Raw genomic sequence first — 24,547 nt, 5'->3', positions numbered from 1 at the left:
GGGCGTACTTCGTTCGATGCAAGAACGTACAATTAAGGCCGGTACTATCAATTATGTAGGTATGTGACGATGCGACCGAAACGTTTCGACAGCAAAAGCGGGTGCTCCGTCGAGGTGACGCTTTCCGTCATCGGCGGATTGTGGAAGCCGGTGATCCTGTTTCATTTGTTGCGGGAGAAGAAGCGTTTCATGGAGCTCACGCGGCTGATGCCGAACACGACGCAGCGGATGCTGACGCTGCAGTTGCGCGAACTCGAGGCGGACGGGATCGTCGCGCGCCACGTCTATCCGCAGGTGCCGCCGAAGGTCGAGTACGAATTGACGCCGTTCGGCAAGACGCTCGCTCCCGTGCTGATCAGCTTGCGGGAATGGGGCGATGCGTATCGAACGCATCAATCAGGTGTCAACTCCGCCGAGACGACTTGCGACGCGTCGGCGTGCGAAGCATCGACGCAGTCGAAGAAACGCGCAGCCGCCGCGAGAAAGGCCGCGTAGCGCATCGATGCCGACGGATCGGTTGAGCGTGAATGCGCCGCGGTCGATTCGCAAATCGCTGGTTCCGTCTGCATCGCATGGCCGGTGATGTTCGCGCGATGTTTGCCTGTTCGCTGTCGTGACGGCCGACATGTGCAGCGCTGCTTCTTGTCAGGAAATCCTTCCTCTTCAAATACACGCGAGACGAGCGATGCTCGCCCGGCATGTCGCGCGTGCTTCCTCGCGGCCCGCAATGCGCGCCTTCTCCTTCTTCGTCATTTTCAACCGCGTCGTTGGATCGCCGGGTGATGCGCGATGCTCGGCTTCGATGAAGATGTCCGTTTCGTGAACGGCATCGAATTCGTTCGATCTTTCATGCGTTGGCTCACGATGAAGAGAAATATCACATAGTCATTTTTAATCAATTTTTATATGAATTTAAATGAAATATGAGAGAAATATTTTGTCTGTAATGTGAATTTGTCATTTCAATATGAAAGACAATGAAGGCTGTCGTCGATCGGATGCCAGAGGATATACACGCACGTGGACGCCACCATGCTTGCAGACATGCCCGTCGACATCAGGATCCGCAGGGGAGAGCGGGGGTTGTACGGGAAAGATGGAAAGACGCTCACGCACGTGGATGCGTGGTTATCCTTGCAGGACGGTGCATGAATACGTTTTCGTCGTCCGCTGTACCGGACTGTCTTTAGGCGACCTGCGCGGCGAGTCGATGATTGTCGGCCGCTTCGGCTTGCCTACCCTCGGCTCGCATGGACAAGCGGAGTGCAGGTTTTCACAGGTCTATCGATTGAATTTTCTATTGAATTTTCATGAGATTTTTATGGAATTTATTTATGTGATGAATAAGTATATGTTTTTGATGAAAATGTAACGGTATGGAGTGTGATGTTACGTTACGGCACGCGTAACGAGGGAAAGAAGAGGCGTCAACTGTGCTGCTCGCGCGACGTATCGAGCAATTAAATTCGGTGTGGATTTGTTTTCTTGAAGGAACGGTGCGCGATCGATCCGGCGCGCACGCTGGCATGCTCCGTGCGATGACCTTCGCGCCGTAATGACGGCAGTACCTATCCAAACGAGGTCACATATGAAACAAAACTTCAAGTTGACGAGCATTGCACTGTCGGCAGCAGTCGCGTTCGGGGGGGCGGCGGCGATGCCGGCCGTCGCAGGTGGGCTGAATACCCTTCCGATCTCTGCTTCGGTCGGCGATCTGGGCGGCGTTGGCTCGGGTAGCGCTGTATCGGGGCTTGCCGGCGGTGCGCAGCAGGGGGCGATCCACGCCAGCGTGCTCGGCTCGGCCGACGCGTCGGTCGGCGCCGGCGCACTCGCCAACTTGGCAGGCACGTTCGCGAACGCGGTGAGTCATAACCCCGTTCAGGGTGTTGTGAACAATGCGGTCGGTACGCTGACGAATCTGGCGAGCAACAACCCGTTGCCGGGCGCGCTGAATAACGCAGTGGGTACGCTGCAAAACGCGGTGACCAACAACCCGCTGTCCGGCATCGCGAACAGCGCCGTAGGCACGCTGACGAATCTGGCGAACAACAACCCGTTGCCGGGCGCGCTGAATAACGGGGTGGGTACGCTGCAAAACGCGGTGACGAACAACCCGCTGTCCGGCATCGCGAACAGCGCCGTAGGTACGCTGACGAATCTGGCGAGCAACAACCCGTTGCCGGGCGCGCTGAATAACGCAGTGGGTCCGCTGCAAAACGCGGTGACCAACAACCCGCTGTCCGGCATCGCGAACAGCGCCGTAGGCACGCTGACGAATCTGGCGAGCAACAACCCGTTGCCGGGCGCGCTGAATAACGGGGTGGGTACGCTGCAAAACGCGGTGACCAACAACCCGCTGTCCGGCATCGCGAACAGCGCCGTAGGCACGCTGACGAATCTGGCGAACAACAACCCGTTGCCGGGCGCGCTGAATAACGCAGTGGGTACGCTGCAAAACGCGGTGACGAACAACCCGCTATCCGGCGTTGCAAACAACGCCGTGGGTACGCTGACGGGTCTCGCGAGCAACAACCCGCTCGCAGGCGCTGTCGGCGGCCTGAGCAACACGCTGCCTGCCGCTCTCAGCAACTCGGCTGGCGCATTGGTGGGTGCCGCCGGCAACGTGACGAGCGCGCTGGCGGGCGCGGGCAGCAACGCGGCCGGCACGCTTGCGGGCGCCGCGAGCAACAATCCGCTGCCGGGCGTCGTGAACAACGTGGCCGGCACGCTCGCGAACGCGATCGGCGGCAATCCGATCGCGCCGATCACGAGCGTCGTGAGCGGCCTGACGAACGCGCTGCCTGTCGCCAACCCCACGGGCGCATTGACGGGTGCCGTGAACAACATCGCAGGCGCGCTCGTGCGCGTGGCGAACGGCAATCCGGTAACGGGCGCGGTCAGCGGTCTCGTGGGCGCGTTGCCCGTCAGCAATCCGGCTGGCGCGCTGACGAGCGCAGCGAACACTGCGGCAGGTACGATTGCGACCGTCGCGGGCAGCAATCCGGCTGCAGCCGTCGGCGGCACGATCGGCAGCGTCGCAGGTATGCTGACGGGGGCGGCCGGCACCGGCGTCGCAGCGGGCTCGCAGCTCGGAAGCGTCGGCTCCGCGCTGATGGGTTCGGGCGCGACCTCGGCCGGGAAGATGTTGACGTTGGGCAGCAACGCGTTCGGCAGCACGGCGGCCGCAACCGGTTCGTTGCTGTCGACGGGCGCTGTCGTCGCGAGCACGGTTGTCAACTCGGTAGGCTCGTCGGCCGGTGCAGTGGTGGCGTCGCTGCCGGACCTGACGGTCTCGTCGTCGAAGTCGGCTGCTCCGGCGTCGAACCCGCTCGCTCCGGTCACATCGGCGGTTGCGACGCTCGCCGGCGCGCTGCCGAAGTAATGCGGCGCGGCGCGTCCCGACGATGCTACGGGACGCGCCTACTCTAGTCACTAGACATCATGTATGGACCTGCCCCCTCAATGCGGCTCTGAGCCGAGGTGTAACCGACCTCAAGCTTAATCCGCGTACCTTGAGGTGCGGCAGGTCCATACATGATGTCTCGCCGGAAAATTGGCCGGAAGTCGAACCAGGGCGGCATGGCGGCGACGTCATGTCGCCTTGTCGTTCCGGTGCCGGACTTGTCGTCCGAGCCACGGGCTAGGCGAGGGCGGCGGTGCGCCGGCATCCGTGGGACCGCGGGCGGGCAGGCGGATTGGCTTGGATGTAAGGAATATGTATGCGATGATCGTACCTTCGCCGCCGATCGAGTCAACGAGGCAACCCCGCCTCAGATCCGCTCCGACAATGCGCGCGGCGGCTCGCGCCGCATTCCGCCGCATCGGCCGATTCCGCCTCAAGCGATTGTTTCGATTGAGATTGTTGCGCAATCCGACAACGCATCCCGGCCGCGTTTCCCCCGGATTTCGCCGCGCCGAAATTTTGCTGAATCGCTGGCGATTCCTCTTCTTGAATTTGTCAAAACCCGTCCATATAATTAGCACTCGCTGCACGAGAGTGCTAACAATTCCTGCCGGTCGGCGAGCTGTCCGGCAGTTTCCCTCAGCGTTCTTCAGTCTCAATCAAGAGAGGAGTGAATATGAACCTTCGTCCGTTGCATGATCGCGTGATCGTCAAGCGCCTGGATCAGGAAACCAAGACCGCCTCGGGCATCGTCATTCCCGACGCAGCCGCTGAGAAGCCGGATCAAGGCGAAGTTCTGGCCATCGGCCCGGGCAAGCGCGATGACAAGGGCGCTCCGATCGCCCTCGACGTGAAGGTCGGCGATCGTGTTCTGTTCGGCAAATACGCTGGCCAAACCGTCAAGGTCGACGGCCAGGAACTGCTCGTGATGCGCGAAGAAGACATCATGGCCGTGGTCAACGCTCAGTAAGCGTTCGCCAACGGATCACATTCTCAAAGATTTCAAGGAGTTAGAAGATGGCAGCTAAAGACGTCGTATTCGGCGATTCCGCACGCGCGAAGATGGTCGAAGGCGTGAACATTCTCGCCAACGCAGTGAAGGTCACGCTGGGTCCGAAGGGCCGCAACGTGGTGCTTGAACGCAGCTTCGGCGGCCCGACGGTCACGAAGGACGGTGTGTCGGTCGCGAAGGAAATCGAGCTGAAGGACAAGCTCCAGAACATGGGCGCGCAAATGGTCAAGGAAGTGGCTTCCAAGACCAGCGACAACGCCGGCGACGGCACGACGACGGCAACCGTGCTCGCGCAATCGATCGTGCGCGAAGGCATGAAGTACGTCGCGTCGGGCATGAACCCGATGGACCTGAAGCGCGGCATCGACAAGGCCGTGGCTGCCGCAGTGGAAGAGCTGAAGAAGATCAGCAAGCCCTGCACGACGAACAAAGAAATTGCACAGGTCGGCTCGATCTCGGCGAACAGCGACTCGTCGATCGGCGATCGCATCGCCGAAGCGATGGACAAGGTCGGCAAGGAAGGCGTGATCACCGTCGAAGACGGCAAGTCGCTTGCCGACGAACTGGACGTCGTCGAAGGCATGCAATTCGACCGCGGCTACCTGTCGCCGTACTTCATCAACAACCCGGACAAGCAAGTCGCCGTCCTCGACAACCCGTTCGTGCTGCTGCACGACAAGAAGGTGTCGAACATCCGTGATCTGCTGCCGGTGCTCGAGCAAGTCGCGAAGGCTGGCCGTCCGTTGCTGATCATTGCCGAAGACGTCGAAGGCGAAGCGCTCGCCACGCTGGTCGTGAACAACATCCGCGGCATCCTGAAGACCGTTGCGGTCAAGGCGCCTGGCTTCGGCGATCGTCGCAAGGCGATGCTGGAAGACATCGCGATCCTGACGGGCGGCCAGGTGATCGCCGAAGAAACGGGCCTGACGCTCGAGAAGGCAACGCTGGCCGAGCTGGGCCAGGCGAAGCGCATCGAAGTGGGCAAGGAAAACACGACGATCATCGACGGTGCAGGCGAAGCCGTCAGCATCGAAGCGCGCGTGAAGCAGGTTCGTGCGCAGATCGAAGAAGCGACGTCGGACTACGACCGCGAGAAGCTGCAAGAGCGCGTGGCCAAGCTGGCGGGCGGTGTGGCAGTGATCAAGGTCGGTGCTGCGACCGAAGTCGAAATGAAGGAAAAGAAGGCGCGCGTCGAAGATGCGCTGCACGCTACGCGCGCTGCCGTTGAAGAAGGCATCGTGGCAGGCGGCGGCGTCGCGCTGATCCGCGCACGCACCGCGATCGCTGGCCTGACGGGCATCAACGCCGATCAGAACGCCGGTATCAAGATCGTGCTGCGCGCGATGGAAGAGCCGCTGCGTCAGATCGTCACGAACGGCGGCGAAGAAGCAAGCGTCGTGGTGGCGGCAGTTGCTGCGGGTTCGGGCAACTACGGCTACAACGCCGCAACGGGCGAGTACGGCGACCTGGTGGAAGCCGGCGTGGTCGACCCGACCAAGGTCACGCGCACCGCGCTGCAGAACGCAGCGTCGGTCGCCGGCCTGCTGCTGACGACGGACGCAGCCGTTGCCGAACTGCCGAAGGAAGACGCTCCGATGCCGGGCGGCATGCCGGGCGGCATGGGTGGCATGGGCATGGACATGTAATTGGCGTAGCGCCGATTGCATCGAAGGACGCGCGGCAACGCGCGTTCCCCCAAACGAAAACACCCGCAGCAATGCGGGTGTTTTCGTTTGGGGCCGAGGAAAGCCGAACGGCGATCGAACGCGGCATCGGCCGCCGTCATTGGCCGCTGTCATCGGCATCAGGCGGCTGCGCGACGCAAGTCGTGTTGCTAGTCGCCGCTATTGTTGAGTTGAACGTTCCGGACGAATCGGCGATGACGACTGGAATCCGTCTGGAACGTTGGCGGGCAGCTCGATCGCGCTGGTGCGGGCGGCAATGAAGCGGCTTACCGCCGGACGGGCGAGCCCGACTGCGGCAGCGTCGGCGGAGGCGCGTCGTCTTCATTGCTGCGGGCCCAGAAGAAACGATCCGGCAGATACGCGCCCATTCCGGGCCGAAACGCATCGCGGGCTGCCTGATACAGATATTCCTGCGCTTCGCGCACCGCCTCGGGCGGTTCCTGGCCGTTCGCGAGCAGAGCGGCGATCGCCGCGCCGAGCGTGTCGGTGATGCCCATCAACCGATGCGGCGTGCGTTCCCATAGATCTTGCCGGATCTGGCCTTCCTCGCTGTACAGCGAATTGACGAGGCGGTGCGAGCCGGTCTCGGTCGCCAGGATGTATTCGCAGCCCTGGCTGAGCAGGTGCGACAGTGCGGCGTCGAGGTTCGGCGCTTCGGCGTCGCCGTCCGGCTGCGCGAGCGCGATGAGCGTCGCGTGGTCGGCGACGAGGAGTGTCGTCTGCGGCGCGAGCAGATCGGCGACCGATTCGCGCAGGTCGTCGGCGGCGAGCACATGCTCGTCGTCGAGCGTGAAGTCCGGCGCGAGGACGAGCGGCACGCCGTCGTAATCGGCGACCACTTCGGCGATCGCGCTCACGACTTCCGCCCGCGTCGCGGCGCCGATCTTGAACGCGGCGACGGGCATGTCTTCGAGCAGCATGCGCGCCTGTGCGGCGACGGTATCCGGATCGAGGCCGGTGACTTCGTCGCAGGCGGCGGAGTCGCGCACGGTGTAGCCCGTCAGCACGGACACGCCGTGGCAGCCCATGCTCGCCAGAGTCATCAGGTCGGCTTGCAGGCCAGAGCCGCCTGTCGGATCGGACAGGCCGAAAGTGAGGACGATCGGAGGGGTGTTGCTGGACATGGAAATGGGGAAAGAGGAAAAACGGTGAAGCCAGTTGGCAGGATGCACCAGCCGGGTGCGCCCGCGCAGTCAATTATGCGGCGGATTCCGTCTGTCCGAAGCGTTTTTTTATCGCGCCGCAGCGAGCAAACGCAACTAGAGGCCGATTGCTAGGCAGTCCGGCGCCGACACGGTACCATCATGGCTCTCAAATCAACGGACTTTCCTTTACGCGGCTTAAGATGGAATATAAAAGCTGGATGTGCCTGATCTGCGGTTGGATTTACGACGAAGAAGCTGGGTTGCCGGAGGAGGGCATCGCCCCGGGCACACGCTGGGAAGACGTTCCCATCAACTGGACATGCCCCGAGTGCGGCGCGCGCAAGGAAGATTTCGAGATGGTCCAGATCTGACCGTCTCGCGTCGGCGGTTTGGCATCGAGCGAACCGGCGGCGTCGGCGCGGCAGCATCGACGGGTTGAGGCGCCGCTTGCGGCGCGGCTTCGTTTCTGGTGCTGACGCTCGTGCCTATTATCTCTGAAATCGCGACGGTCCCGGTCCTCGACGCTTTGCCCAATCCGCGAGGCGGTGCAGTGCCTGCGGCCGAGGCGGCGCTGCGCGCCGCGCAGCAGGCGTTCGAGCGGCGAGCCGATCCGGCCGAGCCGCTTACCCGCGCTGCGGCAGCGTTGCAGGAGGCGGGCTGGCTCGCCGCGCAACGCTTTGTCGTCGCGCTTGCTCACGCCGCGCCGCTTGCGGCGACGGAATTGCAGCCGATTGCGTTCGAGGCCGCGCTGCGGGATTTCCGCGCCGCGCTGGAGCGTCACAATCTGCGCGAGCTCGCCTGCTCGCCGCTCCTGTTCGAGCATTATCGTGCGCTGTGCGTACAGGCCGCGAGCGATTTGCGCGCGAACACGCCGCACGATGCGCTCGCGCTCGCTGGCCGGCCGGTGCCGCCCGCCACGCTGTATGCGCTGTCGCCAGATGCGCTCGCGCATCTGCGCGCGCGCTACGAGCAAGCGCTTCTCGGCGCGCTGCGTGCGTCGGAGGCGGCGACCGACACGGCGCTCGACGGACTTGCCGACTGCGCGGCCGAACTCGCCGGCCCGTTTCCGTATGACTATTGGCGGCTCGCTGGCGCGTGCATGCGGGTGCTGCGCGTGCGCGGCGGCGTCGAGCTCAAGCGTTTTCTTGCGCGCTGCAACCTGCTGCTCGGCGAGCAGGTTCGCGGATTGCGCATCGCGCCTGCCGCGCTCGTTCGTGAGGCGCTCGCGCTCTTTTGGCGCGACTACGCGCTGTACGGCGCGGCGGCCGAGGACGTGACCGACGTCGAGCTGCTGCATGACTACGGGCTGACCGTCGCGTGGCACGTCGCGGGCACGCAGGCGTCCGAGGCATTGTGGGAAGCCGACGCCGCGCGCGCCGAGGCTGACGCAGTACGGGCCGCGCCGACGCGCGAACTTGGCGTCGTCACCGTCAACGGTCACGCGTATGAGGATTTTCTTCAGACGGCCGATGCGTCGATGACCGAGCTGGCGCTCGACGTGCGCACGGCTGACGCGGGTGCCGCGTTGCAGGCGGCGGAGGCCGCGTATCGCGTTGGCTCGGTCGCGTGTGCGCTCGGGCTCGGACACACGGCGCTGCTTGCCGACGCACTCGGGCTCGCATGGCGCCGCCGTGCGCATCTCGGCGCGACGGGCGAAGCGGGCGCGTCGGCATGCCGGCAGGCCACCGAAGCGTTGCGCGCGACGTTGCACAAGATTGCAGCGGGTATGGCGCCGCCCGACTTGTCGGACGCGTGTGCGGCGCTCGCGGATGCGTTGTCGGGCGCGGTCCGGAGGGCATGATGCGACGCGCGGCGGGGCGGCAGGCAAGGCCGGCTTCTTGCTTTTGGCCGATGCGGCGCAATCGCGCGCGGCGCGCGTGCCGATTGGCCCCGAACGCGTGATAGAGTGAGTGTATGTCGTGTCGACCCGCGCGGCGTGCGAGGCCGCGACAAGCGGCGTCCGTCACGTCGCGAGGTCTTTGCTAAAATTCAAACCATGCCAAAGAGTTCCGATCGCATCAACCTTACCAACCAGTTCCTGATCGCCATGCCGAACATGGCGGATCCGACGTTTTCAGGAACGGTGGTCTATCTTTGCGATCACAGCGAGCGCGGCGCGCTCGGCCTCGTCATCAATCGCCCGACCGACATTGATCTCGAGTCGCTGTTCAACCGCATCGATCTGAAGCTCGAGATCGAGCCGCTCCTGCACATCCCCGTTTACTTCGGCGGCCCGGTGCAGACCGAGCGCGGCTTCGTGTTGCACGAGCCCGTCGAGGGCAGTTCGTACAACTCGTCGATGACGGTCGAAGGCGGGCTCGAGATGACGACGTCGAAGGACGTGCTCGAGGCGGTCGCGACGGGCGCGGGCCCGAAGCGTTTCCTGCTGACGCTCGGCCATGCCGGCTGGGGCGCGGGGCAGCTCGAGGAAGAGATTTCGAAGAACGGCTGGCTCACGGTTGCCGCCGATCCGCGGATCGTGTTCGACACGCCCGCCGAAGAGCGCTTCGAAGCGGCGCTCGGGCTGCTCGGCGTGAGCTCGTCGATGCTATCGGGCGAGGCAGGGCACGCATGAGCGCAGCGCTTTCGCGCGACGCGACGCTCCTGGCGTTCGACTACGGCGAGAAGCGCATCGGCGTGGCCGTCGGCAATCTGCTGACCCGCACGGCCCGCGCGCTCGTCATCGTTCCCAATCTGAATCGCGAGCACCGCTTCAAGGCAGTCGGCGAGCTGATCGCCGAATGGAAGCCGGATGCGCTCGTCGTCGGCCTGCCGCTTCATCCGGACGGCGCGCCGCACGAAATGACGCAGCAGGCGAAGCGCTTCGGCAATCAGCTGAACGGCCGCTTCAACCTGCCGGTGAGCTGGGTCGACGAACGCTACTCGTCGGTCGAAGCACGCGCGGATCTGCGCGCGCACGGCAGCGGCGCGGATCGTGTCGATGCCGAAGCCGCCCGCATCATCCTTCAACAATACCTCGACGAACTGCCCGATCATCATGAGTTCAATTGACGCCGAGGCGCTTTACCGCGTCCTGCTCGACCAGATTCGCGGCGCCTATGGCGAAACCGCGTTCGCCGAATCCGGCGGCCCCGTGCTGGCCGGCATCCGCAGCGGCGGCGCATGGCTCGCCGAGCGCCTCGCGCGCGACCTGAACGCGCCGGACTTCGGCGTCGTCAACGTTGCGCTGCATCGCGACGATTACGCGAAGAAGGGGCTGCACAGCCAGGCGAGCCCGACGTCGCTGCCGTTCGAAGTCGAAGGGCGGCACATCGTCCTCGTCGACGACGTGCTGTACACCGGACGCACGGTGCGCGCAGCACTCAACGAGCTGTACGACTACGGGCGGCCCGCCGCCGTCGAGCTCGCGGTGCTCGCCGATCGAGGCGGGCGCGAGCTGCCAATCGCGGCGCGCTTCGTCGGCGGCGCGCTCGACGTCGACGCCGACGCGACGCTCGTGCTCGAGCGCACCGACGCGGGACAATTCACGCTTCGCACCGAGGCGCGCGCCGGCTGACGCGCGCGACGCATTCCGGCCGCCCGCGCGCATCGCGCTCCGGGCGCCGTTTGGCAACACGTTGGAATCACGCACATCATGACGACCGACACCTCCGGCCGCACCGGCAATCCCGCCGCGGCCGCGCCCGCCGAGCGCTTTCGCTACGGCTTCCTGAAGGGCAATCCGCAGCTCACGAAGAACGGCGAGCTCAAGCATCTGCTGTCGATCGAGGGCTTGCCCCGCGCGATCGTCAACCAGATTCTCGACACCGCCGAGCAGTTCGTCAGCGTGACCGACCGCGAAGTGAAGAAGGTGCCGCTTCTGCGCGGCAAGTCGGTGTTCAATCTGTTCTTCGAGAACTCGACGCGCACGCGCACGACGTTCGAGATCGCCGCGAAGCGGCTGTCCGCCGACGTGATCAACTTGAACATCAACGCATCGTCGACGAGCAAGGGCGAGTCGCTGCTCGACACGATCAACAACCTGTCGGCGATGCATGCCGACCTCTTCGTCGTGCGTCACGCGTCGAGCGGCGCGCCGTACCTGATCGCCGAGCACTGCGCGCCGCACGTGCACGTGATCAACGCGGGCGACGGCCGTCATGCGCACCCGACGCAGGGCCTCCTCGACATGTACACGATCCGCCACTACAAGCGCGACTTCACGAAGCTGCGCGTCGCGATCGTCGGCGACATCCTGCATTCGCGCGTCGCGCGTTCGGACATCCATGCGCTGACGACGCTCGGCGTGCCGGAAGTGCGCGCGATCGGCCCGCGCACGCTGCTGCCGGGCGGTCTCGAGCAGATGGGCGTGCGCGTGTTCCACAACCTCGACGAGGGCCTCAAGGACGTCGACGTGATCATCATGCTGCGTTTGCAGAACGAGCGGATGAGCGGCGCGCTCCTGCCGTCCGCGCAGGAATACTTCAAGAGCTGGGGCTTGACGCCCGAGCGCCTCGCGCTCGCCGCGCCCGACGCGATCGTGATGCATCCGGGGCCGATGAACCGCGGCGTCGAGATCGACTCGCAGGTGGCCGACGGCCCGCAATCGGTGATCCTGAACCAGGTGACGTTCGGCATCGCGGTGCGGATGGCCGTGATGGGGATCGTCGCCGGCACGAACGACTGACGTGCGCGGCGCCGCGGGACACCCGCGCGCGCATCGAACTCGACGAAATCAACGCATTCAACGCATCAACAGACAGCGCATGAAGATTCATATCAAAGGCGGCACGCTCATCGATCCGGCGGCCGGCACGGAACGGCAGGCCGACGTGTTTGTCGCCGCCGGCAAGGTGGCCGCGATCGGCGCGATGCCGGCCGATTTCAACGCGGCGAAGACGATCGACGCGACCGGAATGATCGTCGCACCGGGCTTCGTCGACTTGTCGGCGCGGCTGCGCGAGCCGGGCTACGAGCACAAGGCGACGCTCGAATCGGAAATGGCCGCGGCGGTCGCGGGCGGCGTGACGAGCCTCGTCTGCCCGCCCGACACCGATCCCGTGCTCGATGAGCCGGGCCTCGTCGAGATGCTGAAGTTCCGCGCGCACAATCTGCATCAGGCGCACGTGTATCCGCTCGGCGCGTTGACGGTCGGGCTGAAAGGGCAGATCATCACCGAGATGGTCGAGCTGACCGAGGCGGGCTGCATCGGCTTCACGCAGGCGGACGTACCTGTCTCCGACACGCAGGTGCTGCTGCGCGCGCTGCAGTACGCGAGCACCTACGGCTACACCGTGTGGCTTCGGCCCGTCGACGCGTTTCTCGCGAAGGGCGGCGTCGCGGCGAGCGGGCCCGTTGCGTCGCGGCTCGGCCTGTCGGGCGTGCCGGTCGCGGCCGAGACGATCGCGCTGCACACGCTCTTCGAGCTGATGCGCGTGACGGGCTCGCGCGTGCACATCGCGCGGCTGTCATCGGCGGCGGGCGTCGCGCTCGTGCGCGCGGCGAAGGCCGAGGGCCTGCCCGTGACCTGCGACGTCGGCGCGAACCACCTGCATCTGATCGACGTCGACATCGGCTACTTCGACGCGCAGTTCCGCCTCGATCCGCCGCTGCGCACCGAGCGCGACCGCGAAGCGATCCGCGCCGCGCTCGCCGACGGCACGATCGACGCGATCTGTTCGGATCACACGCCCGTCGACGACGACGAGAAGCTGCTGCCGTTCGCCGAGGCGACGCCGGGCTCGACGGGGCTCGAGCTGTTGCTGTCGCTGACCGTGAAGTGGGCGCAGGAGGCGGGCGTGCCGCTTGTGCGCGCACTCGCGAAAATCAGCTCGGCACCCGCAGGCGTGCTGAAGCTGCCCGCCGGCCGCGTCGACGAAGGCGCGCCGGCCGACCTGTGCGTGTTCGATCCGAATGCGCACTGGCGCGTCGAGCCGCGTGCGCTGAAAAGCCAGGGCCACAATACGCCGTTCCTCGGCTACGAGCTGCCCGCACAGGTAGGCGCGACGCTCGTCGCGGGCCAGGTCGCGTTCGAGCGCCGCTGACGCGAGCCACATCATGAGACCCCTACGCAAGGCGCGCCTCGTCCTGCATCTGCTGCGCGGGATGGCGATCATCGCGCTGCGATTCAAGCGCGCGACCCCGGAGCGCCGCCAGGAGATCACGCGGCGCTGGACCGTGAAGATGCTGCAGCTTTGCGGGATGCGGCTCGTCGTGCACAACGACGCGGCGCGACTCGATGCGAGCGTGCTTGTCGTCGGCAACCACGTGTCGTGGCTCGACATCTACGTGATCAACGCATGGCGTCCGACGCCGTTCGTGTCGAAGGCCGAGGTGCGTGCATGGCCCGTTGTCGGCTGGCTCGCCGAGCGCCTGGGAACCGTGTTCATCCAGCGCGAGAAGCGCAGCGAGGCGAAGCGGATCATGCACGAGCTGTCCGATCGCCTCGGCCAGGGCGAGCTGATGTGCGTGTTTCCGGAAGGCACGACATCGGATGGTCTCGGGCTGCTGCCGTTCCATTCGAACATGTTCCAGGCGGTGGTGTCGGCGGGCTGCGCGGTGCAGCCGATCTGCCTGATGTACGAGGACGCGCGCGGCCGCCAGTCGGTCGCGCCTGCGTACGTCGGCGATCTGTCGCTCGGCCAGTCGCTCGATAGGGTGTTGAACAGCGGGCCGCTCACCGCGCATCTATTTGTATGCGCGCCGATCGTTGCGACGGGCGACCGGCGCGAGATGGCCGCACTCGCGCGCGCCGCGGTCGCGGACGCGCTCGCGCAGATGCAGCGCGCCGTCGAGCGGCCGTTCGACGCGGATCTCGCGCGGCTCGCGGCGGCCGCGTACCCGGCGCCCGCCGAGCCGGCCGGCGAATCCGAAGGCATGGCCGACCCGGAGATCGGCGTCGACGCGGTGCCGCGCCGCGAAGGGTAAGCGCGGCGACCGCGGTCGCGCGGCGGCGCTGCCAGTCCGGCTATTCGTCCGCTGCGCCGCAGCGCTCGCACGCGACTTGCGTGACTTGGCGCGCGGCCGGGTCGTCGGCGAGCCGCACGGCCGACAGCCGATTGCCCCATACGCATCCCGAATCCAGCGCGACCAGGTTGTCGCGCAGCATCAGTCCCAATGCGGCCCAGTGGCCGAATACGATCGTGACGTCGGCGGTTTTTCGTCCCGGCACGTCGAACCACGGCAGATAGCCGGCGGGCGCGGACGCGGGACCGCCGTTCGCCCGAAACTCCATCGCGCCGTCGGGCGTGCAGAAGCGGATGCGCGTGAACGCATTGAAGGCGACCCGCAGCCGGTCCGCCTTCTTCAGATTCGGACTCCAGCAATTGGGGTCGTTGCCGTATAGATTGCGCAGCGTGTCGTGCCAGTTCGGCGCGCGCAGCGCGCGCTGCAGCTCGTCGGCGAGCTCGAGCGCGAGCGTCGCGTCCCATTGCGGCAGCACGCCTGCATGCACCATCAGCATGCCGCGCTCGAAGTGCGCGAACGGCCGGTGGCGCATCCATTCGACCAGGTCGTCGGCGTCGGGCGCGTCGAGGATCTCGCCGATCGTGTCGCTCGGCTTCAGCGTGCGGATGCCGGCCGCGACCGAAAGCAGGTGCAGATCGTGATTGCCGAGCACGGTGATCGCGCGTTCGCCGAGCGCGGCTACCTCGCGCAGCGTCGCGAGCGACGCTGGGCCTCGGTTGACGAGGTCGCCTGCAAACCAGAGTGGGGTGTCGGCCGCTGGAGAGAGCTTGTCGAAGAGCTGCCGGTAGGCGGCGTGGCAGCCTTGGAGGTCGCCGAAGGCGAGGGGCGGGCTGCTGGATAAATTTGTCATTCCTTTGCATTCGTGACGAAATCGGGTCCACGGTATCACAAGAAACCACATCGATCCGAGTCGATTGGCGACGGAGAAAATTCAAGCCGCCGGCGATCGCTGCGGTAGAAACGTTCTCGAAAATATTGCGTTGCGAGTAAACTTCCCGAGCTGTTTCAAGATGTTAGAGGGATGTTTTTTCACTTCCTTGCCCGTATAATTGCCGCCTTGTGGGGCAGCAGCTGTGCGCTGCCGACTTGGGCGCATGGTTCGATCGAGCCACGCGGCCACAACCGGCGGCGAGACTCGAGCGACCAACGGCATTCTCCCGAACATGCCGGCCATGCTGACATCACGCCGGTTGTTTGACCGACTCCCAATTTCAGCAAAGGAATCCCATGATTTTGGTAACGGGCGGCGCCGGTTTCATCGGCGCCAACTTCGTGCTTGACTGGCTGGCGCAATCCGGCGAGGCGGTGCTGAACGTCGACAAACTGACGTACGCGGGCAACCTCGGCACGCTGAAGTCGTTGCAGGGGAATCCGAAGCACGTGTTCGCGCGCGTCGACATCTGCGATCGCGCCGCAATCGACGCGCTGTTGGCGCAGCACAAGCCGCGCGCGATCCTGCACTTCGCAGCCGAAAGCCACGTCGATCGCTCGATTCACGGTCCGGCCGATTTCGTGCAGACGAACGTGGTCGGCACCTTCACGCTGCTCGAGGCCGCGCGCCAGTACTGGAGCGGGCTCGATGCCGACGCGAAGGCCGCGTTCCGCTTCCTGCACGTATCGACGGACGAAGTGTTCGGCTCGCTGTCGGCGACCGATCCGCAGTTCTCCGAGACGACGCCGTACGCGCCGAATAGCCCGTACTCGGCGACGAAGGCGGGCTCCGATCATCTCGTGCGCGCGTATCACCATACGTACGGCTTGCCGACGCTGACGACGAACTGTTCGAACAACTACGGTCCGTATCAATTTCCCGAGAAGCTGATTCCGCTGATGATCGCGAACGCGCTCGCCGGCAAGCCGCTGCCCGTCTACGGCGACGGCCAGAACGTACGCGACTGGTTGTATGTCGGCGATCACTGCAGCGCGATTCGCGAGGTGCTCGCGCGCGGCGCGCCGGGCGAGACGTACAACGTCGGCGGCTGGAACGAGAAGAAGAACCTGGACGTCGTGCATACGCTGTGCGATCTGCTCGACGAAGCGCGGCCGAAGGCGGCTGGCTCATATCGCGACCAGATCACCTATGTGAAGGATCGTCCCGGTCACGACCGCCGTTATGCGATCGACGCGCGCAAGCTCGAGCGCGAACTGGGCTGGAAGCCGGCGGAGACATTCGAAACGGGCCTTGCAAAGACGGTCAATTGGTATCTCGACAATCAGGTTTGGGCCGACGAAGTGGCGTCGGGCGAGTACCGCAATTGGGTCGAGACCAACTACACGCAGCGCGCTTGAGGATTGACGCGATGGCACGTAAAGGCATCATTCTCGCCGGTGGTTCCGGCACGCGGTTGTACCCGATCACGCACGTCGTGTCGAAGCAGCTTTTGCCCGTGTACGACAAGCCGATGATCTACTATCCGCTGTCGACGCTGATGGTGGCAGGTATCCGCGACGTCCTGATCATCTCAACCCCGCAGGACACGCCGCGCTTCGAAACGATGCTCGGTGACGGCAGCCAGTGGGGGATGAACATCCAGTATGCGGTGCAGCCGTCTCCAGACGGCCTCGCGCAGGCGTTCATCATCGGGAAGGAGTTCGTCGGCAACGATTCGTCGGCGCTGATTCTCGGCGACAACATCTTCTACGGCCATGATCTCGCCAAGCAGCTCGAACGGGCGCATGCGCAGGAGGCCGGTGCAACGGTGTTCGCTTATCACGTGCACGACCCGGAGCGTTACGGCGTCGTCGAGTTCGACAAGGGATTCCGCGCACTGTCGATCGAGGAGAAGCCTGCGAAGCCGCGTTCGAACTACGCAGTGACGGGCCTGTATTTCTACGACAACCGTGTGTGCGACATCGCGGCGGACATCAAGCCGTCGCCGCGCGGCGAGCTGGAAATTACCGACGTCAATTCGCGCTATCTCGACGAAGGTGCGCTCAACGTCGAAATCATGGGCCGCGGCTATGCATGGCTCGACACTGGCACGCACGATTCGCTTATCGAAGCCGCGAGTTTCATCGCGACGCTGCAGAAGCGGCAGGGGCTTGTGGTTGCCTGTCCCGAGGAAATTGCGTACCGCAAACACTGGATCGATGCCGAGCAAGTCCTCAAGCTGGCACAGCCGCTCGCGAAGAACGCCTACGGACAATACCTCAAGAACATTCTCACGGATCAAGTCGCATGGCCATCCAAGTAACGGCAACGGCGTTGCCCGAAGTCAAGCTCATCGAGCCGAAAGTATTCGGTGATGCACGCGGATTCTTCTACGAGAGCTTCAATGCGTGTGAATTCGCCGAGCAGGTGGAACCCGGTATCGAGTTCGTTCAGGACAACCATTCGCGCTCCTCGAAGGGTGTGCTGCGCGGGCTGCATTACCAAATTCAACATGCGCAGGGCAAGCTGGTTCGCGTCGTGGAAGGGGAGGTCTTCGACGTCGCGGTTGATATTCGCAAGAGTTCGCCGAATTTCGGCAAATGGGTCGGTGTCGTGCTTTCGAACGACAATCATCGTCAGCTGTGGGTGCCGCCGGGCTTCGCGCATGGATTCGTCGTGTTGTCGGATGCCGCGCAATTCCTCTACAAGACGACCGACTACTGGTTCCCGGAGCACGAGCGCAGCATCGTCTGGAACGATCCGGAAGTCGGGATCGAATGGCCGATCGACTTCGAGCCGCTGCTGGCCGCGAAGGATGCGGCGGGCAAGCGTCTCACCGAAGCGGAAGTCTTCGCATGAGCGGAGCACGCAACATGGGCGCTGGCCGCATTCCGCAACGCATCATGGTGACCGGCGTCAACGGCCAGGTCGGATTTGAACTCGTGCGTACACTTCAGGGGCTAGGTACGGTTTTCGCCGTCGATCGCAGCGCACTCGATCTTTCACTGCCTGATTCGATACGCGCTGTGATCCGTGAGATACGGCCGACCCTGATTGTCAATCCGGCTGCGTACACAGCCGTGGACAAGGCGGAGCAAGAACGCGATCTTGCGATGGCAATCAATGGCGTGGCGCCGGGTGTAATGGCCGAGGAAGCACGCAAATTGGGCGCGGCCTTGATTCACTACTCCACCGACTACGTATTCGACGGTACCAAGAACGGCGAGTACGTCGAGACTGATCCGGCTTGTCCGGCGAATGTCTACGGCGAGTCGAAACTCGCGGGCGAAGCGGCAATCGCTGCGTCCGGCGCGGCGCATCTGATTTTCCGCACGAGTTGGGTCTATGGCGCGCGCGGACGCAATTTCATGCTGACAATGCTTCGTCTCGGCACGGAGCGAAGCGAGCTGAAGGTGGTGTCCGACCAGATTGGCGCCCCGACCTGGAGCAACACGATCGCGACATTGACTTCGCACGTTGTCGCTCAGGCGAACTCGGCGCAAGACGTGACGCAATGGTGGAGCGAGCGATCCGGCGTTTATCACCTGAGTGCGAGCGGGGCAACGTCTTGGCACGGTTTTGCGTCGGCAATATTCGAACTGGCGGGCGGAGAAACGCGGCCGATCGTGCTGCCGATTTCGACGGCAGAGTATCCGGTGCCGGCGACGCGTCCGGCAAATTCGCGAATGTCCGGGGACAAGCTTCAAGAAGCGTTCGGCTTGCGTGCTCCCGATTGGAAAGAAGCGCTCGGTCTCTGCTTGGCAGGGCGCTGATTAGCGGCTGTCAGCGGGCGTTTGCGCGGCGGCGGTTATCGTATTTGCCGCCACGGCCGCGCAGTCCGTCGAGCATTCCCTTGATCATCATCCCGACATCGGCAGCTCGATGTCGGGAGAACAGGGCGAAGATCCAGAACTTGACGGAAAGCCGGGCAATCTCGTGAATCTTCCAGGCGATCGGGATGTACCGGCGGCGGCATAGCAACAGCGCGTTGCGATAATAGTAGTACCGACGAATCGGCTTGTGCATCGCAAGTCGAAGCGAGGCGAGCTTCAGGGCTTTTTCTCCGATTGCATGATGCATGCGAACGTCATACACGCCGTAGCTCTGGAAGCCGGCCGCCTTCGCGCGCAATCCCCATTCGATATCGACGTAGTCGATGAAGAGCGATTCGTCGAGCATGCCGACCTGATCAAAGGCCGGGAGCGGAACAAGCGCGCCGGACGTGATCAGATAATCGGCAGTGGTCCAGCGCACATCGTCATGCGCATGTTTGCGCCGCGGAATGCCATACACAAATTCGATAAATGGCAGGTAATGACCGCGGTTCTGTTCGAAAAAGTACGGACCTATCTGCGCAACCGGCCGATGTTGCCGTGCGAGCTCGTCATGGTGTTGCTCGAGCTGGTCAACCATTGTGTTGGATGGCGAGCTATCCTGATCGAATAGCACCGCGAATTCGGCCGTGCCGAACTCGCGTACCGTCCGGAACCCGGTGTTCAGGGCTGCGGCAATACCGGTGTTGACGCCTTGGTCGAGCACATGGATGTTGGTGGCCGGCAGAATGTGATGCCAGTCGTTCAGATTGGTCGAGCCGTTATCGACGATCACTATCCTGTTGACCTGCGGCGAGAGGGTCGAGATGAGGCTCGATAGCGCAGTGACATCGGGTTCGTAAGTAACGACGATTGCGTCGGAGCGAAGCGACAAGATCGAGTTGCCTGAGTGAGTGTGTTAGCGACGCGCGGAAATTCCGGAATGCGGCGTTTCCGCAGGTTGGCGATGTCGATTGATTATACAGCCGGGCTTTTCCGGCCAGACCGGTCGGGAACCGGGTCCGCTTGCACCCAGGCTACCTGGCGTTCGTATGTATCCGTATCGGCCTGCAGACGGCCCGAACGTTTTTGTGATCCTCCGGCAGGAGTCGTTCGGGGCACCGCGTTGCCGCTAAGGGCGCATCCTGCTCGATTTTCGCAACCGAGAGTGGATGGGGAATGCCGAGACGCAAGCGTGAAACGGCGAGCGCCGCGCCTGCCCTTCAGTCCAGCATACCGATTCGAGGCGGATCGGCGAAAGCGAACGGCGCATCGTGTCCGCTTAACGTCAGATTGGGGTTGTAGGCTGGATCAAGCTCGAGGTGAGCGCCCCAGCGTTTCTCCATCCATCTCACCTCGCCGACGAAACGCTGATACTTGTCCGGATCCATGTCGGAGCCACGTGTGGCCGACTCGTGATGATACAGCTCGGCATAGGGTGTCCAGACATTCCTATAGCCGGCTTCACGAACGCGCAAGCAAAAGTCGACATCGTTGAATGCGACCGAGAGTTCCTCGTCCAGTCCACCGACTTCCATATAGATGGATTTTCGAATGACCAGACATGCAGCGGTCACCGCTGACAGATTCTGGGTGGCGGCAGCGCGGCAGAAATAGCCGAAGCTGCCGCGCGGAAGCTTCGTGTGCATGTGGCCCGCCACGCCACCCAGTCCAATGACTACGCCACCGTGCTGTAGCGTGTCGTTCGGGTACCAAAGCGCGGCCCCAACGGCGCCGTTTCCAGGTTGAGACGCAATACCGACAAGCTCATTCAGCCACTCGGCCGATATGATCTCGATGTCGTTATTCAAGAGACAGAGATAGTCGCCTATCGTGATGGCCGCGGCTCTATTGTTCAGTGCCGAGTAATTGAATGGCGAGTCGTCGCGCATAACGCGGATGCGCGGTTCGGACTTCAGCGACTCAAAATACACCAGTGTTTCTGTTTTTACGCTGCCGTTATCGATGACGATGATTTCGTAATCGGGATAGATTGTTTTGGCGAGAATGCTGTCGATGCATTGCTTGATCAGCGATAGCCCGTCCCGGGTCGGAATGATGATTGAAATTTTCGGCGCGGGTTGAGGCAGTGCGTACCGAACCCGGAGTGTCGAATGCTGATCGCACGGGTGCTCGACAGTTGCTCGGGTATGGGTTCGCGCCAAGTGCTCCTCAAGCGCGCGAATTGCGGCGAGCAGCGCATAAGGCTTCTCGCTTCCGCTGTTCGCGGTACTGCCGGGGGCGACTCGCCAGTGGTAAAGCACGTGCGGAATGTGAACGACTCTGTCGTGCCCGGCCAATTCAACGCAGCGAAGTGCGAGATCGTAGTCCTGACTGCCTTCGAGGCCCTTTCTGAATCCGCCCGCCTCACGTACCAGCGCGGTTTCATATATGCCGAAATGAGAGAACATGTTCTGAGCGAGAAACAACTGCGGATTCCAGTCGCTCTTGAAGTACGGCGAGGAGCGCTTGCCGTCGACGGAGAGCTTGTCCTCGTCGCTATAGAACATCCGGGCTCGCGGGTATCTGTTCATGTATTTCACCGCCATGAACAAAGCGTGGGCCGGCAGGATGTCGTCGTGATCGAGCAGGGCGACAAACTCCCCGTTCGCGATTGCAAGGGCGCTATTGCTTGCTGCGGAAATGTGTCCGTTTTCGGTTCGATACACGACCTTGATTCGTTCGTCCTGGTCGCTCGCCGCCTCAAGGATCTGTTTCACCGATTCTGACGTGGAAGCGTCGTCGGCGATGCACAGTTCCCAGTGTGGATATAGCTGACATCGAACCGACTCGATCATCTCTTGCAGGAAACGCGCGTCGCTGTTGTAAGTCGGTACGACGATCGAGATCAGGGGAGCTCTTTGAAAGTGCTCCATTTCGGCGAGGGCCTGATTCCGTGTCTGCTCGGTAAGCGTATCGTATCGGTCAATCCATGCGTGATAGAGCTCGTCCAATGATGAGCTGTCCGCAAAACCGCTAATGCTGCTCAGTCGCGACAGGCGTGCGCGCAGGCCGTGGACGCCTTCGCGCCGAAAGGTCGCGAGACCGTGGCGGAAGACGTTCAGATAGCCGCCGCGCAACGCAACCTGACGGGAGGCGATCTGAAAGACGAGCTTGATCGAAAGCGCGATCCGGCCGATGCGTCGGAGGGGCGCGGTGACGCGCCACGACGTCGAGTTGCGTATCTTGTCGATATCGGTTCTTAATCTTGCGGCCTCTGCTCGTACGAGGGCGCCGTCCTTGACTTGAGCGTGCAACTGTTTCATCTGCTCGTTCAGAAGTTCGTTTCGCTTGACGGCGTCGGCAAGTTGACGTTCGAGGTCGCTGTCGGGAGTGTTCCCGGTGCCGGATTGCGTCGGCGGTTGGGGAGTGTCAATCATGGCAGGGGGTGTTAGGTCCGCGGCGTAGCAGCAACGTCGACAGACATCGAAATCTGCATCGGAATCCCGACCAGCCCGGTCGACGAGGACGGGGCTTCGGACTTGAAAATGTACGCATCGTGCCGATGCAGCAGAACCTGGTTGCCCGATAACGTCGCGTCTGCGACGATGATGTCGATAGCATATTCGCCGGGCGTCAGGATCGGCATGACGAACGTGAATTGCGCCCTGATCTGCTCATTCGTCAAGAGGTCGAGCGGTTGATCGAACGATGCCCAGTACGTATGATCGCCGAACAACTGGCGCCCAAGCTTGTCTTTGACGGTGAATCCGATGACTGCGGCGGATATGTGACACGCTGCGGATGCTTCGACGCACAGCGTCGCGATCTCTCCGCCGGTGGTCCACAACATCCGGCTGCCGTCTTCCCTGAGAAGCTCTACGGTGTGCAGGGTTGCCGCGCCATCGGGGGGCGAATCGGCTCCCGAAGGATCAAAGGTGAAATTGCGCACGGCAAGATCACGGAACGGGAACCGCGCGCGCTGGTCCAGCCGTGTTTCGGCATCGCTGTCGGGGCGTGCGATCAATGGTGCGGCGGCGATCCTGCTCCTGCCTTGCTGTGATTCGTAGAAGGCTTGAAGGTAGCGGTTGCTTACGTCTTTCGGGTCACCTTCGTCGACAATGGCTCCGCGATCGATCCAGACGGCGCGTGTGCACAGGCTTCGTATGGCCGACGTGTCGTGACTGACGAACAGGATCGTCCCGGTCTGCATGAACTTACGCAGGAAGCGCATGCATTTTTGCGTGAAGAATGCGTCTCCGACGGCAAGTGCCTCGTCGACCACGAGGATATCGGCGTCGACGTGCGCGATGACGGCGAAGGCCAGTCGCACAAACATCCCGCTCGAATAGGTCTTGACAGGCTGATCGATGAAATGACCGATATCCGCGAACGCTTCGATGGCCGCAAACCGCTCGTCAATCTGTTCCTTCGAAAGGCCATGCAGTTGTCCGTTCATGTAGACGTTTTCGCGCCCAGTGTATTCGGGATCGAAGCCAGATCCCAACTCGAGCAGCGCAGCGATTCGCCCCGTTGCATGAACAGCGCCGCCGGTCGGCGACAGTGTTCCGCAAATGATTTGCAGCAGCGTGCTCTTGCCGGACCCGTTTCTGCCGATGATGCCGACCGTTTCGCCGCGAGAGATGGTCAGGTCAATGTCGCGGAGGGCCCAAAAGGTCCGTCCGGCAGAATCGGCGCGGTGGCGTAACCATGTCCTGAGCGAGCGGACCGGCGACAGGCGGGCGGCGAAACCGTACAGCGACTGGCGCAGGCGATCCGAAGGCCGACTATACGTTTTGAAGCCTTTGCTCAGCGACGTAACCTGAATGACGTGTTCAGATGACATCCGCAAATCCTTTGCGCGTTTTCTGGAACCAGGCAAAACCGATCCACGACACGATCAGGCCGATCGCCAGATAGATGGCCCACATCGACCAATCGATGGGTTTCCCCCAGATCAGGACGTTCCGGCTTTGTTCAATCGGAAAGGTCAACGGATTCCAGTAAATGAACCGCTGAAAGTTCGCGGGGAGTGACGATGCAGGGAAAAATATCGGGGACAGGAACATCAACGCCGTGACGAAAATGCCGATCGTCTGCCCGATGTCGCGCAGATACACGCCAGTCGCGGACAGCAGCCAGGAGATTCCCAGTATCAGCAGGCAGAGCGGCACCAGCACCACGGGCAACAGTAGCGCCGTCGCAGGGATGTGCCCCTGTATCAGGAATTCTGCAACCAGGAGAATCGTCACGCTCACGAACGCATGAAAGAGTGCCGACAGCAGGGTGACGCAAGGCAGGATCTCGAGCGGGAAGATGATCTTTTTCACGAAGTTGGTATTCGCCAGCACGATGGACGGCGCACGATTCACGCATTCGGAAAATATATTGAACGTCAGCATGCCGGCGAACAGCACGATCGCGAACTCGCCGTGCGATCCCGGGGTCGACTGGTTGCCCCACCTCGACTTGAACACGCCGCTGAACACGAACGTGTAGACGCTCAACATCAGTAGTGGCGTCAGCAACGACCAGAAAATCCCGAGCGCCGATCCCTTGTATCGACCGACCGCGTCTCGTCGCGCGAGGTCAAACATGAGTCGGCGATTCTTTACCAGCGATGTCAGGAGGTACATCGGAGAGGTACTGGAGCTTTGCATGGTCTGCGAGCGGAAGCGGCGTAACACGGGGTAGGGACGAACTCCCGTTCGGGCAGGCGATGCGCGACAACGGTGGTTCGTTCTGCCTTCGGGAGGAAAACGAACGATTATCT

At 63.0% G+C, this 24,547-nt stretch carries 22 protein-coding genes; 16 read left to right on the top strand and 6 right to left on the bottom strand.

All coding sequences use genetic code 11. The annotated features are described in order from the left end of the window. The first annotated feature begins 69 nt into the window (after positions 1 to 69). The 4 genes from WS70_RS14940 to groL all read left to right on the top strand — a co-directional run bounded on the left by WS70_RS14940 (position 70) and on the right by groL (position 6,061). On the top strand, positions 70 to 495 hold the full coding sequence (locus tag WS70_RS14940; protein ID WP_059470386.1) for a winged helix-turn-helix transcriptional regulator: 426 nt from the start codon (positions 70 to 72) through the stop codon (positions 493 to 495). A gap of 1,093 nt (positions 496 to 1,588) precedes the next feature. After that, complete coding sequence (locus WS70_RS14925; protein WP_059597622.1) at positions 1,589 to 3,382, top strand: beta strand repeat-containing protein; 1,794 nt, start codon at positions 1,589 to 1,591, stop codon at positions 3,380 to 3,382. A gap of 697 nt (positions 3,383 to 4,079) precedes the next feature. After that, positions 4,080 to 4,373, top strand: a complete 294-nt coding sequence (groES, locus tag WS70_RS14920) for a co-chaperone GroES (protein ID WP_009889537.1) — start codon at positions 4,080 to 4,082, stop codon at positions 4,371 to 4,373. Positions 4,374 to 4,420: 47 nt separating this feature from the next. Continuing rightward, on the top strand, positions 4,421 to 6,061 hold the full coding sequence (gene groL, locus WS70_RS14915) for a chaperonin GroEL (RefSeq protein WP_059470384.1): 1,641 nt from the start codon (positions 4,421 to 4,423) through the stop codon (positions 6,059 to 6,061). Positions 6,062 to 6,366: 305 nt separating this feature from the next. Here groL and WS70_RS14910 read toward each other — a convergent pair whose 3' ends face one another. Beyond that, positions 6,367 to 7,224, bottom strand: coding sequence for a hydroxymethylpyrimidine/phosphomethylpyrimidine kinase (locus tag WS70_RS14910; protein WP_059470383.1), 858 nt, complete (start codon positions 7,222 to 7,224; stop codon positions 6,367 to 6,369). Positions 7,225 to 7,445: 221 nt separating this feature from the next. On the opposite strand from WS70_RS14910, the gene WS70_RS14905 reads away from it, so the two are divergent. The 8 genes from WS70_RS14905 to WS70_RS14870 all read left to right on the top strand — a co-directional run bounded on the left by WS70_RS14905 (position 7,446) and on the right by WS70_RS14870 (position 14,112). Further along, positions 7,446 to 7,616: a rubredoxin gene (locus WS70_RS14905; RefSeq protein ID WP_004186709.1), complete on the top strand. Its 171-nt coding sequence runs from the start codon at positions 7,446 to 7,448 to the stop codon at positions 7,614 to 7,616. A gap of 179 nt (positions 7,617 to 7,795) precedes the next feature. Next, the gene (locus tag WS70_RS14900; protein WP_059470382.1) at positions 7,796 to 9,046 is read left to right on the top strand and encodes a hypothetical protein; all 1,251 of its coding nucleotides are present in this window, start codon (positions 7,796 to 7,798) and stop codon (positions 9,044 to 9,046) included. A gap of 195 nt (positions 9,047 to 9,241) precedes the next feature. Beyond that, positions 9,242 to 9,820, top strand: coding sequence for a YqgE/AlgH family protein (locus WS70_RS14895; RefSeq protein WP_059470381.1), 579 nt, complete (start codon positions 9,242 to 9,244; stop codon positions 9,818 to 9,820). Next, positions 9,817 to 10,257 (top strand): Holliday junction resolvase RuvX, encoded by a 441-nt coding sequence (gene ruvX / locus WS70_RS14890; protein WP_059470380.1) that lies wholly within the window; start codon positions 9,817 to 9,819, stop codon positions 10,255 to 10,257. The genes WS70_RS14895 and ruvX overlap by 4 nt, the downstream gene beginning before the upstream one ends. Further along, positions 10,244 to 10,762, top strand: coding sequence for a bifunctional pyr operon transcriptional regulator/uracil phosphoribosyltransferase PyrR (pyrR, locus tag WS70_RS14885; protein ID WP_059597621.1), 519 nt, complete (start codon positions 10,244 to 10,246; stop codon positions 10,760 to 10,762). The genes ruvX and pyrR overlap by 14 nt, the downstream gene beginning before the upstream one ends. A 78-nt stretch (positions 10,763 to 10,840) precedes the next feature. Beyond that, a complete protein-coding gene (locus WS70_RS14880) occupies positions 10,841 to 11,872 on the top strand; it encodes an aspartate carbamoyltransferase catalytic subunit (protein WP_010105896.1) in 1,032 nt (343 codons plus the stop codon). A 79-nt stretch (positions 11,873 to 11,951) separates the two neighbouring features. Beyond that, a complete protein-coding gene (locus WS70_RS14875; RefSeq protein ID WP_059470378.1) occupies positions 11,952 to 13,229 on the top strand; it encodes a dihydroorotase in 1,278 nt (425 codons plus the stop codon). A 13-nt stretch (positions 13,230 to 13,242) separates the two neighbouring features. Continuing rightward, positions 13,243 to 14,112 carry a lysophospholipid acyltransferase family protein gene (locus tag WS70_RS14870; protein ID WP_059470377.1) on the top strand — a complete coding sequence of 290 codons (870 nt, stop codon included), beginning with the start codon at positions 13,243 to 13,245 and terminating at the stop codon, positions 14,110 to 14,112. A 40-nt stretch (positions 14,113 to 14,152) separates the two neighbouring features. Here WS70_RS14870 and WS70_RS14865 read toward each other — a convergent pair whose 3' ends face one another. Further along, entirely contained in the window at positions 14,153 to 15,001 is an 849-nt protein-coding gene (locus tag WS70_RS14865) for a symmetrical bis(5'-nucleosyl)-tetraphosphatase (protein ID WP_059470376.1), read from the bottom strand. A gap of 377 nt (positions 15,002 to 15,378) precedes the next feature. On the opposite strand from WS70_RS14865, the gene rfbB reads away from it, so the two are divergent. The 4 genes from rfbB to rfbD are packed head-to-tail and all read left to right on the top strand — an operon-like array spanning position 15,379 to position 18,795. Beyond that, positions 15,379 to 16,440 (top strand): dTDP-glucose 4,6-dehydratase, encoded by a 1,062-nt coding sequence (gene rfbB / locus WS70_RS14860; protein WP_059470375.1) that lies wholly within the window; start codon positions 15,379 to 15,381, stop codon positions 16,438 to 16,440. 11 nt (positions 16,441 to 16,451) lie between these two features. Then, positions 16,452 to 17,345, top strand: coding sequence for a glucose-1-phosphate thymidylyltransferase RfbA (gene rfbA, locus WS70_RS14855; protein ID WP_059470374.1), 894 nt, complete (start codon positions 16,452 to 16,454; stop codon positions 17,343 to 17,345). Continuing rightward, entirely contained in the window at positions 17,330 to 17,881 is a 552-nt protein-coding gene (gene rfbC, locus WS70_RS14850) for a dTDP-4-dehydrorhamnose 3,5-epimerase (protein WP_059470373.1), read from the top strand. The genes rfbA and rfbC overlap by 16 nt, the downstream gene beginning before the upstream one ends. Continuing rightward, positions 17,878 to 18,795 (top strand): dTDP-4-dehydrorhamnose reductase, encoded by a 918-nt coding sequence (gene rfbD, locus WS70_RS14845; RefSeq protein ID WP_226382772.1) that lies wholly within the window; start codon positions 17,878 to 17,880, stop codon positions 18,793 to 18,795. The genes rfbC and rfbD overlap by 4 nt, the downstream gene beginning before the upstream one ends. A 10-nt stretch (positions 18,796 to 18,805) precedes the next feature. On the opposite strand, the gene WS70_RS14840 is transcribed toward rfbD, so the two are convergent. The 4 genes from WS70_RS14840 to WS70_RS14825 all read right to left on the bottom strand — a co-directional run bounded on the left by WS70_RS14840 (position 18,806) and on the right by WS70_RS14825 (position 24,434). Next, a complete protein-coding gene (locus WS70_RS14840; RefSeq protein ID WP_082716050.1) occupies positions 18,806 to 19,729 on the bottom strand; it encodes a glycosyltransferase family 2 protein in 924 nt (307 codons plus the stop codon). Positions 19,730 to 20,057: 328 nt separating this feature from the next. Further along, positions 20,058 to 22,214 carry a glycosyltransferase family 2 protein gene (locus tag WS70_RS14835; protein ID WP_203235987.1) on the bottom strand — a complete coding sequence of 719 codons (2,157 nt, stop codon included), beginning with the start codon at positions 22,212 to 22,214 and terminating at the stop codon, positions 20,058 to 20,060. Positions 22,215 to 22,225: 11 nt separating this feature from the next. Further along, on the bottom strand, positions 22,226 to 23,620 hold the full coding sequence (locus WS70_RS14830; RefSeq protein ID WP_059597620.1) for an ABC transporter ATP-binding protein: 1,395 nt from the start codon (positions 23,618 to 23,620) through the stop codon (positions 22,226 to 22,228). Beyond that, entirely contained in the window at positions 23,610 to 24,434 is an 825-nt protein-coding gene (locus tag WS70_RS14825) for an ABC transporter permease (RefSeq protein ID WP_059470453.1), read from the bottom strand. The genes WS70_RS14830 and WS70_RS14825 overlap by 11 nt, the downstream gene beginning before the upstream one ends. Positions 24,435 to 24,547: the final 113 nt, after the last annotated feature.

It is taken from the genome of Burkholderia mayonis (assembly GCF_001523745.2).
Classification (GTDB): Bacteria; Pseudomonadota; Gammaproteobacteria; order Burkholderiales; family Burkholderiaceae; genus Burkholderia; species Burkholderia mayonis.
Note: the sequence above shows the minus strand (reverse complement) of the source record. Positions and strands in the feature narration are given on the sequence as shown.

Coding starts and splice junctions, on each gene's coding strand:
- WS70_RS14940 (WP_059470386.1), top strand. CDS start 70: ATGCGACCGAAACGTTTCGACAGCAAAAGCGGGTGCTCCGTCGAGGTG.
- WS70_RS14925 (WP_059597622.1), top strand. CDS start 1,589: ATGAAACAAAACTTCAAGTTGACGAGCATTGCACTGTCGGCAGCAGTC.
- groES (WP_009889537.1), top strand. CDS start 4,080: ATGAACCTTCGTCCGTTGCATGATCGCGTGATCGTCAAGCGCCTGGAT.
- groL (WP_059470384.1), top strand. CDS start 4,421: ATGGCAGCTAAAGACGTCGTATTCGGCGATTCCGCACGCGCGAAGATG.
- WS70_RS14910 (WP_059470383.1), bottom strand. CDS start 7,224: ATGTCCAGCAACACCCCTCCGATCGTCCTCACTTTCGGCCTGTCCGAT.
- WS70_RS14905 (WP_004186709.1), top strand. CDS start 7,446: ATGGAATATAAAAGCTGGATGTGCCTGATCTGCGGTTGGATTTACGAC.
- WS70_RS14895 (WP_059470381.1), top strand. CDS start 9,242: ATGCCAAAGAGTTCCGATCGCATCAACCTTACCAACCAGTTCCTGATC.
- ruvX (WP_059470380.1), top strand. CDS start 9,817: ATGAGCGCAGCGCTTTCGCGCGACGCGACGCTCCTGGCGTTCGACTAC.
- pyrR (WP_059597621.1), top strand. CDS start 10,244: ATGAGTTCAATTGACGCCGAGGCGCTTTACCGCGTCCTGCTCGACCAG.
- WS70_RS14880 (WP_010105896.1), top strand. CDS start 10,841: ATGACGACCGACACCTCCGGCCGCACCGGCAATCCCGCCGCGGCCGCG.
- WS70_RS14875 (WP_059470378.1), top strand. CDS start 11,952: ATGAAGATTCATATCAAAGGCGGCACGCTCATCGATCCGGCGGCCGGC.
- WS70_RS14870 (WP_059470377.1), top strand. CDS start 13,243: ATGAGACCCCTACGCAAGGCGCGCCTCGTCCTGCATCTGCTGCGCGGG.
- WS70_RS14865 (WP_059470376.1), bottom strand. CDS start 15,001: ATGACAAATTTATCCAGCAGCCCGCCCCTCGCCTTCGGCGACCTCCAA.
- rfbB (WP_059470375.1), top strand. CDS start 15,379: ATGATTTTGGTAACGGGCGGCGCCGGTTTCATCGGCGCCAACTTCGTG.
- rfbA (WP_059470374.1), top strand. CDS start 16,452: ATGGCACGTAAAGGCATCATTCTCGCCGGTGGTTCCGGCACGCGGTTG.
- rfbC (WP_059470373.1), top strand. CDS start 17,330: ATGGCCATCCAAGTAACGGCAACGGCGTTGCCCGAAGTCAAGCTCATC.
- rfbD (WP_226382772.1), top strand. CDS start 17,878: ATGAGCGGAGCACGCAACATGGGCGCTGGCCGCATTCCGCAACGCATC.
- WS70_RS14835 (WP_203235987.1), bottom strand. CDS start 22,214: ATGATTGACACTCCCCAACCGCCGACGCAATCCGGCACCGGGAACACT.
- WS70_RS14830 (WP_059597620.1), bottom strand. CDS start 23,620: ATGTCATCTGAACACGTCATTCAGGTTACGTCGCTGAGCAAAGGCTTC.
- WS70_RS14825 (WP_059470453.1), bottom strand. CDS start 24,434: ATGCAAAGCTCCAGTACCTCTCCGATGTACCTCCTGACATCGCTGGTA.